General features: G+C 69.5%; 9 protein-coding genes. 7 read left to right on the top strand and 2 right to left on the bottom strand.

Going from position 1 to position 14,111, the window contains the following annotated elements:
- Nucleotides 1–108: 108 nt before the first annotated feature.
- The 6 genes from ABD990_RS29035 (at nt 109) to ABD990_RS29010 (ending at nt 7,329) form a co-directional block, all read left to right on the top strand.
- Nucleotides 109–2,028, top strand: a complete 1,920-nt coding sequence (locus tag ABD990_RS29035) for an FAD-dependent monooxygenase (protein ID WP_345383961.1) — start codon at nt 109–111, stop codon at nt 2,026–2,028.
- On the top strand, nt 2,025–2,909 hold the full coding sequence (locus tag ABD990_RS29030; RefSeq protein WP_345383960.1) for an alpha/beta fold hydrolase: 885 nt from the start codon (nt 2,025–2,027) through the stop codon (nt 2,907–2,909). Before ABD990_RS29035 ends, ABD990_RS29030 begins: the two co-directional genes overlap by 4 nt.
- Nucleotides 2,906–3,853 (top strand): 3-carboxyethylcatechol 2,3-dioxygenase, encoded by a 948-nt coding sequence (locus ABD990_RS29025; RefSeq protein ID WP_345383959.1) that lies wholly within the window; start codon nt 2,906–2,908, stop codon nt 3,851–3,853. The genes ABD990_RS29030 and ABD990_RS29025 overlap by 4 nt, the downstream gene beginning before the upstream one ends.
- Nucleotides 3,854–3,878: 25 nt before the next feature.
- Nucleotides 3,879–4,862 (top strand): acetaldehyde dehydrogenase (acetylating), encoded by a 984-nt coding sequence (locus ABD990_RS29020; protein ID WP_345383958.1) that lies wholly within the window; start codon nt 3,879–3,881, stop codon nt 4,860–4,862.
- Nucleotides 4,859–5,893, top strand: coding sequence for a 4-hydroxy-2-oxovalerate aldolase (dmpG, locus tag ABD990_RS29015; protein ID WP_345383957.1), 1,035 nt, complete (start codon nt 4,859–4,861; stop codon nt 5,891–5,893). The genes ABD990_RS29020 and dmpG overlap by 4 nt, the downstream gene beginning before the upstream one ends.
- A 626-nt stretch (nt 5,894–6,519) precedes the next feature.
- Complete coding sequence (locus ABD990_RS29010) at nt 6,520–7,329, top strand: SAM-dependent methyltransferase (RefSeq protein WP_345383956.1); 810 nt, start codon at nt 6,520–6,522, stop codon at nt 7,327–7,329.
- Between the two features lie 1,273 nt (nt 7,330–8,602).
- On the opposite strand, the gene ABD990_RS29005 is transcribed toward ABD990_RS29010, so the two are convergent.
- Complete coding sequence (locus ABD990_RS29005) at nt 8,603–9,523, bottom strand: alpha/beta hydrolase (protein ID WP_345383955.1); 921 nt, start codon at nt 9,521–9,523, stop codon at nt 8,603–8,605.
- A 9-nt stretch (nt 9,524–9,532) separates the two neighbouring features.
- The gene (locus ABD990_RS29000; protein ID WP_345383954.1) at nt 9,533–11,182 is read right to left on the bottom strand and encodes a flavin-containing monooxygenase; all 1,650 of its coding nucleotides are present in this window, start codon (nt 11,180–11,182) and stop codon (nt 9,533–9,535) included.
- Nucleotides 11,183–11,433: 251 nt separating this feature from the next.
- On the opposite strand from ABD990_RS29000, the gene ABD990_RS28995 reads away from it, so the two are divergent.
- Complete coding sequence (locus ABD990_RS28995; RefSeq protein WP_345383953.1) at nt 11,434–13,812, top strand: ATP-binding protein; 2,379 nt, start codon at nt 11,434–11,436, stop codon at nt 13,810–13,812.
- The last annotated feature ends 299 nt before the right edge of the window (nt 13,813–14,111 follow it).

Below are 14,111 nucleotides of genomic sequence, written 5' to 3'. Positions count from 1 at the left end.
ACACTTGGGTCAGGTCAACTGTGATGCTAGAATTCTAGTTCACGGTTGACCGCTCTGGGTCTCCTCGACGTCCGAGCCGGTTCGTGCCGGCAGCTCCGAGAAGGTGCCATGGATACAACGACGCTTCCGCCGCCCGCCTTCACCCCGTTCACCCCTGCCGACGGCTTCGACACCGACGTGATCGTGATCGGGCTCGGCCCCGCCGGGGGCACCGCGGCGCTCGCCCTGGCCACCTACGGGATCCGCGTGCACGCCGTGTCGCTGTTCCCGTGGGTCGCGAACGGCCCCCGGGCCCACATCACCAACCAGCGCGCGGTCGAGGTTCTGCGCGACCTCGGCGTCGAGCGGGAGGCCCAGCGCTACGCCACCCCGTGGGATCAAATGGGGGACACACTGTTCACCACGAGCCTGGCCGGTGAGGAGATCGTCCGGCTGCAGACGTGGGGGACCGGGGACCGCCGCTACGGCGACTACCTGCAGGGCAGCCCCTGCACGATGCTCGACATCCCGCAGCCGCTGATGGAGCCGGTGCTCATCAAGAGTGCGGCCGAGCGCGGTGCGGTCATCAGCTTCCACACCGAATATCTCTCCCACGAGCAGGACAGCGAGGGCGTCGCGGTGCTGTTCCGCGACGTGCGCACCGGGCAGACCTTCTCCCAGCGCGCCCGCTACCTGCTGGGCTTCGACGGTGCCCGCTCCAAGGTCGCCGAGGACATCGGGCTGCCCTTCGAGGGCGAGCTGGCCCGCGCCGGGACCAACTACATCCTGTTCAACGCGGACCTGAGCCGCTACGTGGCCCACCGGCCGAGCATCCTGCACTGGATCTACAACTCCAAGGCCGGCTTCGGCGAGATCGGCATGGGCCTGCTGCGCGCCATCAAGCCGTGGAACCAGTGGATCGCGGGCTGGGGTTTCGACATGGCCGGCGGCGTCCCGGACCTGCCCGACGACGTCGTCAAGGACCGGATCCGGATGCTGGTCGGCGACGACGACCTCGACATCGAGATCGTGTCCCGCTCGGTGTGGTACGTCAACCAGCAGCACGCGACGAGCTACCAGGTCGGAAGGGTGTTCTGCGGCGGCGACGCCGTGCACCGGCACCCGCCGTCGTCCGGGCTGGGATCGAACACCTCCATGCAGGACGCGTTCAACCTCGCCTGGAAGGTCGCCTACGTCGTCAAGGGGCACGCCGGGGCCGGCCTGCTCGACTCCTACACCCCGGAGCGGATGCCGGTCGGCAAGCAGATCGTCGCCCGGGCCAACCAGTCCCGAAAGGACTACGCGGGGCTGCGCGAGTGGCTGGCCGCGGACAGCGACGACCCGGTGCGCGACGGGCTGGCCAAGCTCAAGGAGGCCAGCCCCGCGGGAGTGGCGCTGCGCGAGCGGCTCTACGAGGCCCTCGAGCTGAAGAACACCGAGTTCAACGCCCACGGCGTCGAGCTGAACCAGCGCTACGAGTCCGGCGCCGTGGTGCCCGACGACACCGTCGGCCCGGAGGAGTGGCCGCAGCATCCCGAGCTGTACCTGCAGGCCACGACCCGGCCCGGGGCGAAGCTGCCGCACACCTGGCTCGTCGGCCCGGACGGCTGCCGGATCTCCACGCTCGACGTCGTGGGCAAGGGCAAGATGACCCTGCTGACCGGGATCGGCGGGGTGGCCTGGAAGCGGGCCGCGCAGAAGCTGGACCTGCCCTTCCTGCGCACCGTCGTGGTGGGGGAGCCAGGCACGATCGACCCCTACGGCAACTGGCACCGCGTGCGGGAGGTGCACGAGGCGGGCGCGATCCTCGTCCGTCCCGACGGCTACGTCGCCTGGCGGCACAGCGGCGCGGTCTGGGACGACGACCGAGCCCTCCCCGAGCTGCAGGCCGCGCTCGGCTCCGTGCTCGCCCAGGGCATCGACGACGCGGCCCGCGACACCGAGGTGCCCGTCTACAGCACCCAGGTCGTGCCGATTGCCGTGCCACAGGCCGACCCCGGCGACGGCTCGGACCGAGAGAACACCTCGACGGAGGAAGCACTGCGATGACCGAGCGCCCGTACACCAGCGTCTGGAACGACCTCAACCAGGTGGAGTTCAGCCAGGGCTTCCTGCAGGCCGGGCCCTACCGGACCCGCTACCTGCATGCCGGTGACGACTCCAAGCCCGTGCTGCTGTTCCTGCACGGCATCACCGGCCACGCCGAGGCCTACGTCCGCAACCTCGAGGCACACGCCGAACACTTCTCCGTGTGGGCGATCGACTTCATCGGGCACGGCTACTCCACCAAGCCCGACCACCCGCTGGAGATCCCGCACTACATCGACCAGGTCAACCACATCCTGGACACCCTCGGCGTGCAGAAGGCCTACTTCTCCGGTGAGTCACTCGGCGGCTGGGTCACCGCCCGCTTCGCCCAGCTCCACCCCGAGCGCGTGGAGAAGATCGTGCTCAACACCATGGGCGGCACGATGGCCAACCCGAAGGTGATGGAGCGGCTCTACACGCTGTCGATGGAGGCGGCGAAGGACCCCTCCTGGGAGCGGGTCAAGGCGCGCCTGGAGTGGCTGATGGCCGACCCGACCATGGTCACCGACGACCTCATCCGCACCCGCCAGGCCATCTTCCAACAGCCGGACTGGCTCAAGGCATGCGAGTCGAACATGACGCTGCAGGACCTCGAGACCCGCAGGCGCAACATGATCAGCGACGACGACCTGCGCGCGATCCAGGCCGAGGCACTGGTCATCTGGACGACCAAGGACCCGTCGGGCCCGGTCGACGAGGGCGAGCGGATCGCCTCGCTCATCCCCAACGCCCGGCTGGCCGTGATGGACGAGTGCGGGCACTGGCCGCAGTACGAGGACACGGAGACCTTCAACCGGATCCACCTCGACTTCCTGCTCGGGCGAGAGGAAGCGGCACGATGACCCTCGCGCTGGTGGCGACGAGCCACAGCCCGCTGCTCGACCACGCCGAGCTGCCCGCCGACGTCTCCGCCGAGCTCGACGGCGCCTTCGGCCAGGCCCGCGCGTTCGCCCGCGACTTCGACCCGGACGTCGTGGTCAACTTCGGCCCGGACCACTTCAACGGGTTCTTCTACCGGCTGATGCCTCCCTTCTGCGTCGGGTACGCCGCGCAGAGCATCGGCGACTACGGCAGCCAGGCCGGCCGCCTCGACGTCCCCGAGGACCTCGCCCGCGGCATCGCCGAGGCCGCCCTCGACGCCGGCATCGACCTCGCCGTGTCCCTGGACATGGAGGTCGACCACGGCGCCGTGCAGCCGATGGAGATCCTCTTCGGCGACATCACCGCAAGGCCGTTCGTGCCGGTGTTCGTCAACTCGGTCGCCCCGCCGTTCACGCCGGTCAAGCGAGTCCGACTGCTCGGCGAGGCCATCGGGCGCCACCTCGCCGGACTCGACCAGAAGGTCCTGCTCATCGCCTCCGGCGGGCTGTCCCACGACCCGCCCGTGCCCCGGCTCGCCACCGCCACCCCCGAGCAGCGACGGATGCTGCTCGGCCACAACGGGACCCCGACGCCGGAGGCGCGCGCGGCCCGTCAGGAGCGGGTCTACGCCGCCGCCCGGGACTTCGCCGCGGGCAGCGCCACCATCCAGGACCTCGCCCCGGAGTGGGACCGCGAGCTCATGGAGATCCTCGCCAAGGGCGACCTGAGCCCGCTCGACAAGTGGGACCCGGCCGAGATGACCCGCATCGCGGGCAACTCCTCGCACGAGGTCCGCACCTGGATCGCCGCCTACGCCGCGCTCGGCGCCGCCGGGCCCTACTCGGTCCAATACAGCTACTACCGGCCCATCCGCGAGCTGATCGCCGGGTTCGGCCTGACCACCGTCGCACTCGACGGCCACTGACCGTCGAGGCACGAGGAGCGCAGACATGTCCAAGACCAAGGTCGCCATCATCGGCTCGGGCAATATCGGGTCCGACCTGATGATGAAGGTCATCCGGCTGTCCGAGACTCTCGAGATGGGGGCGATGGTCGGTATCGACCCTGCCTCCGACGGGCTGGCCCGGGCCACGCGGCTCGGCATCCCGACGACCGCCGAGGGCGTCGACGGGCTCATCGGTCTGCCGAACTTCGACGAGATCGACGTCGTCTTCGACGCCACCTCGGCCCGCGCGCACGTCGCGAACGCCGAGACGCTCGCCCCGCACGGCAAGATCCTCATCGACCTCACGCCTGTGGCCATCGGCCCGTTCGTCGTGCCCGCGGTCAACCTCGACCAGCACGCCGAGGCACGCAATGTCAACATGGTCACCTGCGGCGGGCAGGCCACCATCCCGATGGTCGCCGCCGTCGCGCAGGTCGCCCCGGTCCGCTACGCCGAGATCGTCGCCTCTATCGCCTCGAAGTCGGCCGGCCCGGGGACGCGGGCGAACATCGACGAGTTCACCGAGACCACGGCGAAGGCCATCGAGGTCGTGGGCGGCGCGAGCCGCGGCAAGGCGATCATCGTGCTCAACCCAGCGGAGCCACCGATGATCATGCGCGACACGGTGCTGTGCCTCGCCGGCTCCGCCGACGAACCGGCCGCCGACCCGGAGGCGATCAAGGCCAGCGTGGCCGCTATGGCCGAGCAGGTCTCCCGCTACGTCCCCGGCTACCGGCTCAAGCAGCAGGTCCAGGTCACCCCGATCGCCGAGGACGAGCCGCTGGACACCCTCGTCGGCGCCGGCGCCCCGCGTCCGCGCTGGAAGGTGTCGGTGTTCCTCGAAGTCGAGGGCGCCGCGCACTACCTGCCCGCCTACGCCGGGAACCTCGACATCATGACCTCGGCCGCCCTACGCACCGCCGAGCTCCTCGCCAATCGCAGCGCCTCACGCGCTGCTACCGCACAGCCTGCGGAGGCCCTCCGATGACTGCGACTACCGCGACTACCCCGCCCGCCCTGTACATCCAGGACGTCACCCTGCGGGACGGGATGCACGCCATCCGACACCGCCTCGATCCTGCCGATCTTCGAAAGATCGCCGCGGCGCTCGACGCCGCCGGCGTGGACGCGATCGAGGTCGCCCACGGCGACGGCCTCGCCGGCGCGAGCCTGACCTACGGCCCGGGCAGCAACACCGACTGGGAGTGGATCTCCGCCGCGGCCGACGTGGTGAAGAACGCCGTGCTCACCACGCTGCTGCTGCCCGGCATCGGCACCCTGCACGAGCTGCAGAGGGCTCACGACCTGGGCGTGCGCTCGGTCCGGGTGGCCACGCACTCCACCGAGGCCGACATCGCCATCCAGCACATCGGCAAGGCCCGCGAGCTGGGCATGGACGTCTCCGGTTTCCTGATGATGTCGCACATGGCCCCGGCCGCGGACCTGGCCACGCAGGCCAAGATCATGGAGGACGCCGGCGCGCACTGCGTCTACGTCACCGACTCCGGTGGCCGGCTGACCATGGGCGACGTCCGCGACCGGGTCCGCGCCTACCGGGACGTGCTCGACCCGGGCACGCAGATCGGCATCCACGCCCACGAGAACCTCTCGCTGTCGGTGGCCAACTCCGTGATCGCGGTCGAGGAGGGCGTGATCCGGGTCGACGCCTCGCTGGCCGGACAGGGCGCCGGCGCGGGGAACTGCCCGATCGAGGCGTTCATCGCCGTCGCGAACCTGCACGGGTGGAAGCACAGGTGCGACCTCTTCGCGCTGCAGGATGCCGCCGAGGACCTCGTCCGCCCCCTGCAGGACCGGCCGGTCCGGGTCGACCGGGAGACCCTGACGCTGGGATACGCGGGGGTCTACTCCAGCTTCCTGCGCCACGCCGAGCGGGCCGCGGCCGAGCACGGGCTCGACACCCGCGACATCTTGGTCGAGGTCGGCGGCCGCGGGCTGGTCGGCGGGCAAGAGGACATGATCGTCGATATTGCCCTCGACCTCGCGGCTGGCAAGAGGTAGGAGCGCAGGAATTGCCTCGACGCTGAGATGAGGCCGGAAGGTTATGACTGGCTCCGCGCCGACTGAATGCGCTCGCGGGCGTGACACTACTCATGACACGAAATCCCGTTCAGGGGTGCTGTCAAAGCGGCTGGAGAGGGATCTCCTTCAGCGCTGCCGCTTCCAGGAGGCCAGGCTGGGGAGTAGTGCGCGTGTACCGACCTGTGCTTCAGGTGGCGAAAGGTTGCACCCCGCACGCGAGGTCGAGATGCACCCGGCCTCGCTTTGAAGCGAGGGGTTGACCGCCCGCAGACGATCTCGACCACTCAACGGGACATCATCAATGTGGGCTGACGTCCGGCAGCCAGGAGAGGTCGGCAGCTTGCAGCATCCCCGTTCCCGTGCTCAGGAGTTGCAACTGATCCGGAGCCCTCGATTCCTCGGCTCGCCCGGCCGAAGCGCGGCTCCGGACCTCGGGCGGGTTGCCGGGGTGGGCGCTGCGGACGGCACCATGCCGCATGCTGGCCGAGACCGTGCAAGCGCGGTCAGACTGCCTGCATGCCCACCGTCGACACGGCCTCGGTCCCCGCGAACCTCACCTTCTCGCCCTCCGACGTTCCGCCGCCCGATCAGCGGGGTGATCGGCGATGATTGGCCCGCCCGACCCGTTCGCGTCTGACCGCTTTCCCCGCAGCTCGCGTTACGACCCGGAGTGGATTATCGCGGCGATCAGCGGCGGAGCGAACTCGCTGTGGCTCGCCGAGTGGCTCGCGGCGGCGATGCCGCTGCGTGCGGGGATGCGTGTGCTGGACCTCGGCTGCGGCCGCGGCGCCTCGTCGATCTTCCTGCATCAGGAGTTCGGGGTGCAGGTGTGGGCCACGGACCTGTGGTTCAGTGTGGATGAGCGGGCGCGGCGCATCTGCGACGCCGGCGTGGCTGACGCCGTCTTCCCGATCCATGCCGATGCCCGGGCGCTGCCGTTCGCCGCGGGGTTCTTCGACGCGGTCGTCAGCATCGACTCCTTCGTCTACTACGGCACCGACGACCTGTACCTCAGCTATCTCGCCCGGTTCGTGCGGCCGGGTGCCGCCATCGGCATCGCGGGCGCCGGACTGACGCGGGAGATCGACGGCGCGACACCGGAGCACCTGCAGGCGTGGTGGGAGCCCAGCATGAGCTGCCTGCACTCGCCGGAGTTGTGGCGGCGGCACTGGGAACGAAGCGGTGTCGCCACCGTCGAGCTCGCCGACGCGATGCCCGACGGCTGGCGATGCTGGCTGGACTGGCAGCAGGCCGTCGCGCCGGGCAACACCGTGGAGATCGAGGCGCTGACCGCGGACCGCGGGCGGCATCTCGGCTATGTCCGAGCGGTCGCGCGACGGACGGACCGGAGCCTCGACGAGCCCATCGTGTCGGTCCCTGTCATCTACCAGGAGCGACCGGTTCGCCGGACATGATCCGCCCATCACCTCGAGGGCGTGGCCTTGGCAGTTCGGGCCAACTCGGCTGAGACAGGGCCGGCCAGCCGAGGGCCGGGCCAGTGCTCCTCGAGCAGGGGCCAGGCCAGCTGGCAGGACACCAGCTCATTGTCCGTCTATAGCAGACACGCCGAGATCCTTCCGAAACGAGTTCTTGAAGGCTGCCCTTCCCAGTAACCCTTACCCTTCAAGGGTTGCTCGGGAACTATTGCGATCCATGCCACGATTACGAGGGCGTAACGGCTGGCCTCCGTCTGCGATATCCCAGTCATTCAAGCCGGGCAGAGGAAGCGGTACCTTGGACCACAGATACGAAACCGTTGTGACAGCGGTTATGGCGCTGGCGACAGAATGCGGTATCCAGGCAGCCGTCGAAGGAACTGGTTCCGCCGCTTGGCGCGACCTTGGCGATGCCCTATTCAGTGCCGTGGTGCGGGCTACTGATCCCGTTCTCCCCGACGGTGTGCTGCACCAACTGGCAGAGATCGCGAATGATGCCGCCGTTCAGCACGTGGCGTCTCCCGAGTACGCGGACGGTTCTAGCGGTGCGGGCACTGGTGCCGACTGGGGCGCGGCGCCGTCCGGCATCTGAGGCCCCGGACCGGTCCTCGTGCGCTCCCTACCCGGGGACCGGTCCGGATGCCACCTGCCCCGTTTGCGGCGCCAGGGCCGTGTCTAGTTCAGACGGTAAGGCGGCGCCGCCTCTCATCATTCAGATGGCTGGAGGCGAAGGTGGCTGAAGAAGGAGCTCGACGGGCTTACGTCGAGAAGGGCATGGCCGCAGCCAGCAAAGAATCATTGTCGAGGCTCGCCCCAGGGGCGAGAGATGCTTTTCGTTCCGCCTGAATAGCGGGACATCGTGCATCTACTGCAAGATCTATGCGCGGCAAACAGGGAATCTGCCCTCGGGAATTCCCAGCTTGCGAGCTCTGCGAGAGCAGTGGTTGGTACGCCGCAGGTTGGCCCCGGAGAAGTCGGGGTTCTGCCGGGTCCTCCGCTCGTCGGCACGGCGGTTTCGACAGCTGCTCCGACAAGACAACGCCGAGCGCCGGCGTAGGGCTGAGTAACAGGAGCGCACCCATACTGGCTGGTGCTCGGAAGAGTGCTACCGACACCGGATCTTGAGGGAGTAGGCGGATCGGGGGCGGCCGGACAGGGCGAGCTGTCCCCACCGGCCGCCCCGATCAGGGTCGTACGTCTGCCCGCGTGGGTGTGCGAGCCTGGCGGACACCCCTGGCCATCGAGATCTTGGTCAGAGCGTCGAACGGAGGTGTTCAACGGCGGCCTCGTGGATCTCGGCGCTCCGGGCGATCGCCCCGGAGGCCCAGTAGAGGGCGTGGGCCAGGCCGGCGATCCGCGTGCGCGTGACCTTCACCCCGGCTGAGTCGAGCCGGCGCGCGAAGTCCTCGCCCTCGTCGCGCAAAGTGTCGTACTCGGTGGTGACGACCAGGGTCGGCGGCAGACCGTCCAGGGCGTTCCTCGTGAGCGCAAGCCGCGGATCGGCGACGTCGTCAGGTCCGGTGACGTATTGCGCCCCGAACCACTGGAGCGCGTCGAGGTGGATCAGGTAGCCCTCGGCGAACTCTCGGCGGGATGCGGTGTCGGCGGTCGGGTCGACCAGGGGGTAGAGCAGGACCTGTGACCGGACGCCGGGCTCGCCGGCGTCCCGGGCTCGGATGACGGCTGCGCAGGCCAGGTTGGCGCCGGCGCTGTCGCCCATCACGGCGATACGGTCGGGGTCCCCGCCATAGGCGCCGATCTCCTTGGCGGTCCATTGCAGGGCCGAGAAGGCGTCGTCGTGGGCGGCGGGGAAGCGAGCTTCCGGAGCGCGGCGGTAGGTCACTGATACGACGACCGCCCGGACATCGAGCGCGAGGGCTCGCACCGGCTCGTCGACGATGTCCAGGCCGCCGGCGACGAATCCACCACCGTGGATGTACACGACGACCGGGAACGGGCCGTTGCCCGGCGGCACGTACACACGCGCGCGCTGCTGCGGGTCCGAGCTGTAGCTCACGTCAGCGATGTTCGCGACCTCGCGTTTGGGCTTCTGCAGGCCGGCGAAGGAGTCGATGGCGTGTCGGGTCGCCTCTACGCCGATCTTCTCGAAGGACTGGAAGCCCTGACGGTCGAGCTCGGCGATCAGGGCGGCGACATCGGAGTCGAGTGGCACGGGCCCTCCTCAGGCCTGGGCGAGGGCGGGGGTGTTCGAGGGGGCCGCGGAGAGCTCGAAGCCCTCGTAGCCGTTGGAGACGACCTCGTCGCACTTCGCGCGGTAGGCAGGCGCCCCGCCGAGGTAGACGAGCACGCGCTTCGGCTTGCCGGGGATGTTGTTGCCCATGTACCAGGACGTGGGGGAGTCCGGCAGCAGAGTGGCCTGAGCCAGCTCGTTGGTGTGCGCCACCCACGCCGCCTCGGCCTCCGGGGTCGGCTCGATGACCGCCTTGCCGTCCTCCCGCAGGTACTGGATCGCGGCGACGGAGAAGTCGACGTGGTCCTCGATGGCGAGCGGCATGTTGTACAGAACGGACGGGCTCTGCGGGCCGGTGATCATGAAAAGGTTGGGGAAGCCGGCCGCCATGAGGCCAAGGTAGGTCTGTGGGCCGTCAGCCCAGTGGTCGGTCAGCTTGAGGCCGTTGCGGCCGGTGATGTTCATGGCCAGCAGCGGGCCGGTGCAGGCGTCGAAGCCCGTGGCCAGGATCAGCATGTCGAACTCGTGTTCGGTGCCGTCGGCGAGCCGCACGCCGGTGCTGGTCACGCGCTCGATCGGGTTCGACTTGACGTCGACCAGCTCGACGTTGGGCCGGTTGTAGGCCTCGTAGTAGTCGGTCTCCAGCGGGGGCCGCTTGGTCCCGTAGGGGTAGCCCCGGGGCGCCAGCAGCTCGGCGGTCGCCGGGTCCTCGACGCGCTCGTGGATCCGTTCGCGGATGTAGTCGGCGATGGTGTCGTTGGCGGCCTTGTCGAACAGGATGTCGCCGAAGGAGTCGATGAACAGGCGGAAACCGCCCCGGTTCCAGCGGTCGTCGAACACCCGTCGACGGTGCTGGGGGTCCACCGCCAGCGCGGAGGGCTCCACCTCGGAGTAGGGGACCCCGAGGAAGTGGTTGCGCGAGGCGTCCCGGATGGCGGAGTAGTCCGCCTTCTCCGCAGCCTCCTGCTCCGGGTCTGTGGGGGCGTTCGCGATCGGGGTGGCGTAGTTCGGCGTGCGCTGCAGGACGGTGAGGTGGCCCGCGGTCTTGGCGATCTCGCTGATGGCCTGGATGCCGGACGAGCCGACGCCCACGATGCCGACACGCTTGTTCTCGAAGGACACCGGCTCGTGCGGCCAGTTCCCGGTCATCAGCACCTCGCCGGCGAAGTCCTCGACCCCGGGGAAGTCCGGCTTCTTCGGCACCGACAAAGTGCCGGCGCCGGACACCACGTAGCGGGCCGTGTGGGTCTCGCCGCCGTCGGTGGTCGCGCGCCAGACGGATTCGGCGTCGTCCCATGTGAGCGACGTGATCCTGGTGTTGAAGCGGATGCTGCGCCGCAGGTCGTAGCGCTTGGCGACATGGTCGAGGTAGCGAAGGATCTCGGGCTGGGCGCAGAAGCGTTCGGTCCAGTGCCACTCCTGCTGGAGCTCGTCGTCGAACGAGTACGAGTAGTGGACGCTTTCGATGTCGACACGGGCTCCGGGGTAGCGGTTCCAGTACCAGGTACCGCCGACGTCGCCCGCGGCGTCGAATGCGAGCACGTCGAGATCCTGCTTGTCGCGCAGGACGTGGACGGCGTAAAGGCCGGCGAAGCCTGCGCCGATCACGATGGCGTCATGGGACACAGCAACTGGGGACACCAGGATCCAGCCTCCTTTGGTTGGGGGTGTTCGCCGGGCAGTGACAGCCGGTTCCGGCTGCATCTGTGAGCGCCGCCTCAGAGTGGGCGCTCCACCCTCGCGCGGACAGGGCAAAATCACCCGAACGACCACCCCACTGGGCACGGCGACCTACCTGCGTGAGGATTGGGGTACACCCGGTCGTGCAGTCCGGCCGGAGGCCCTCCGAGGCATGAGATGCTCCGGCGGGTAGCCCACGATCAGGAGGCCGTATGGCAGGCGTCGCCGGCGACGCTCGCGCCCCTCGCGTCCGGTCCCGCGAAGTCGGGGCCAAGGATCCCACCACGGCGCTGACCAGCTTCATTGGCCGAAGGCAGACCGTGGCGGCGTTGGAGGCCGAGCTGCGGACCTCGCGCCTGGTCACTGTCACCGGTCCGGGCGGGGTGGGAAAGACCCGCACTGCGCTGACGGTCGCTGCCGGAGCCGACATGGGCGACGACGTCCTCGTCGTCGAGCTCGCCAGCGTCACGGAGCCGAGCCAGGTCGCCCCGGCGGTCGCCACGGCATTGGGGGTGCCCGACCAGTCCAACCGGGACGCCGTCGACCGTCTCGTCGACCATCTGGCTGGTTGGCGGGCACTCCTGGTCCTGGACAACTGCGAGCATCTGTTGGAGGCCAGCGCGGACCTCGTTGTCCGGCTGCTCGGCGCACTTCCGGAGTTGCGGATCCTGACGACGAGTCGGGAACCGCTGGGTATCGCCGGCGAGCGGGTCCACCTGCTTGCCCCGCTCGCGGTACCCGACGAAGCAGAGGCCAGCGGGACGGCCGCCCTTGATCATGTGCCGGCGGTCCGCCTGCTGGTCGACCGCGCCCGTAGTGTCCTGCCTGACTTCGCCGTGACGCCGGAGAACCGGGAGGCAGTGGTCACCCTCTGCCGCCAGCTCGACGGGTTGCCGCTCGCGATCGAGCTCGCTGCGCTGCGCCTGCGCTCGCTGTCGGTGTCCCAGGTCGTCGAGCGACTCGATCGGCGTTTCACGCTGCTGGCGGGTACGGACCGGTCCGCGGACTCGCGGCAGCGCTCCCTGCGCGCTCTCATCGACTGGAGCCACGATCTCTGCGGCCCGCGGGAGCGGCTGCTATGGGCGCGGATGGCCGTCTTCCCCGCTGCCGTCGACCTCGAGACGGTCGAGCGGGTGTGCGGCTTCGGCGAATTGGCAGACGACCATCTGCTCGACGCGCTCGACGGCCTGGTGGGGAAGTCGATCGTCGTCGCGGAGCGCGATGGTGAGCACGTGCGCTACGGCCAGTTCGTGACGCTGCGCGAATACGGCGCCGAGCTCCTCGTCTCCACCGGCGAGGCTGCGGAGCTGTGCCGCCGGCATCGGGATCACTTCATCGATCGCGCCGCGCTGTCCGTGCGACGGTGGTGCGGCCCGCACCAGGCCGCGGACCTCGCCCGGCTGCGTGAGGACCACCCCAACCTGGTCGCCGCGTTGGCGTGGTCCGCGGAGACCCCCGGCGAGGCGCCAGCAGGCGCGTGGCTGGCGTCGTTGCTGCGCTACCACTGGATCGCCGGTGGCTTCCTCAGCAACGGACGGCGGTGGTTGGAACGCCTGCTCGGAGATCTCGAGCCCGGCACCTGTGAACGCGGCACGGCGCTGTGGGTGACGGCCTGGGTGGCGCTCATCCAGGGGGACCGAGCCGTCGCTCGCGAATACCTGCGGGAGAGCGCCACCATCGCCCAGCAGCTCGGGGACGAGGCCATGCAGGGCCACGTCGCCAACTGGCGAGCCCTGCTCAACCTGTTCGAAGGCGACCTGCACGCCGCCATCGAGCTCTACCGTCAGGCCATCCGGCTCCATCGCCGCGTCGACGACGTCGCGTCCGAGCTGACCGCGGCCTTCCAGCTGGCGATGGCCCAGGCCTACGCCGATCACCCCCGCGACGCGCTGCGAACCTGCTCGACGGTGGTCGCCCGGGCGTCCGGCGAGGGCGAACTGTGGAATCGCGCCTACGCCCACTGGGCGGCAGCGATCAGCCACCTGCACCTCGGTGACGTGCCGGAGGCCCGCACCGCCATCGCGCAGGCCATGCGCATCGAGCAGGACTTCCGGGACGGTGTCTGCACCGCCTTGTGCATCGAGGTCTGCTCGTGGGTGGCCGCCTCGTTCGGGCGTGCCTCCGACGCGGCAGCACTGGCCGGTATGGCCGGTTCTGTGTGGCGCCGGATCGGAACGGCGCTGAAAGCGTTCGGGCCCCACGCCTTCGCCGAGGCACTGCGGCACGCGGAGCGGGTCGACGAGGCCATCGGCGAGGCGCAGGCGGCGTCCATCCGAGCCCAGTACGGAGAGGTCAGCGTGTCCGACGCCGTTCGTCTGGGGCTCGAACTGCTCGGCGGCAGGAAGGGCGCGGCGCGAGCGCGTCAGCCGCTCGCCCCGCCTCCGCCCGTACCGACCGTCGACGCCTCGTCGTTGACTTCCCGGGAGCGTCAGATCGCGGTCTTGATAGCCAGGGGGATGAGCAACCGTGCCATCGCTGCCGAGCTGACCATCTCACCGCGAACCGTTGACGGACACGTCGAGCGGATCCTGCGCAAGCTCGACTTCTCCTCCAGGTCCCAGGTCGCCTCCTGGGTGGCGGCGACTACCTGAGTACACCCCAAACGCCACCCCATCGCCGCCGCCATTCCTTGTTCGCCGCGGCCCTACCGGCCAGCCTCATCGGTGTACAGCAGGCGGGTCCGGAAGCGCAGCCTCCGGAATCCGGACGAGTCCGGACGTACCAAGCCCCGCCTCCACCCCGTACGCCGAGAGCGTGCACGCCCCGCACAGGGAGGTGCGAGATGACGGTCCCGCCCCGGGAGCTGCGCAACGCCTTCGGGCGGTTCGCCACCGGTGTCACCGTGGTGACCTGCCGGAACGACGAGGGGACCCCGCACGGGGCGACGGTC

The organism is Pseudonocardia yuanmonensis, assembly GCF_039542425.1.
Classification (GTDB): Bacteria; Actinomycetota; Actinomycetes; order Mycobacteriales; family Pseudonocardiaceae; genus Pseudonocardia; species Pseudonocardia yuanmonensis.
This window is presented reverse-complemented; position numbering and strand designations above follow the sequence as displayed.

Coding starts and splice junctions, on each gene's coding strand:
- ABD990_RS29020 (WP_345383958.1), top strand. CDS start 3,879: ATGTCCAAGACCAAGGTCGCCATCATCGGCTCGGGCAATATCGGGTCC.
- ABD990_RS29010 (WP_345383956.1), top strand. CDS start 6,520: ATGATTGGCCCGCCCGACCCGTTCGCGTCTGACCGCTTTCCCCGCAGC.
- ABD990_RS29025 (WP_345383959.1), top strand. CDS start 2,906: ATGACCCTCGCGCTGGTGGCGACGAGCCACAGCCCGCTGCTCGACCAC.
- ABD990_RS28995 (WP_345383953.1), top strand. CDS start 11,434: ATGGCAGGCGTCGCCGGCGACGCTCGCGCCCCTCGCGTCCGGTCCCGC.
- dmpG (WP_345383957.1), top strand. CDS start 4,859: ATGACTGCGACTACCGCGACTACCCCGCCCGCCCTGTACATCCAGGAC.
- ABD990_RS29030 (WP_345383960.1), top strand. CDS start 2,025: ATGACCGAGCGCCCGTACACCAGCGTCTGGAACGACCTCAACCAGGTG.
- ABD990_RS29035 (WP_345383961.1), top strand. CDS start 109: ATGGATACAACGACGCTTCCGCCGCCCGCCTTCACCCCGTTCACCCCT.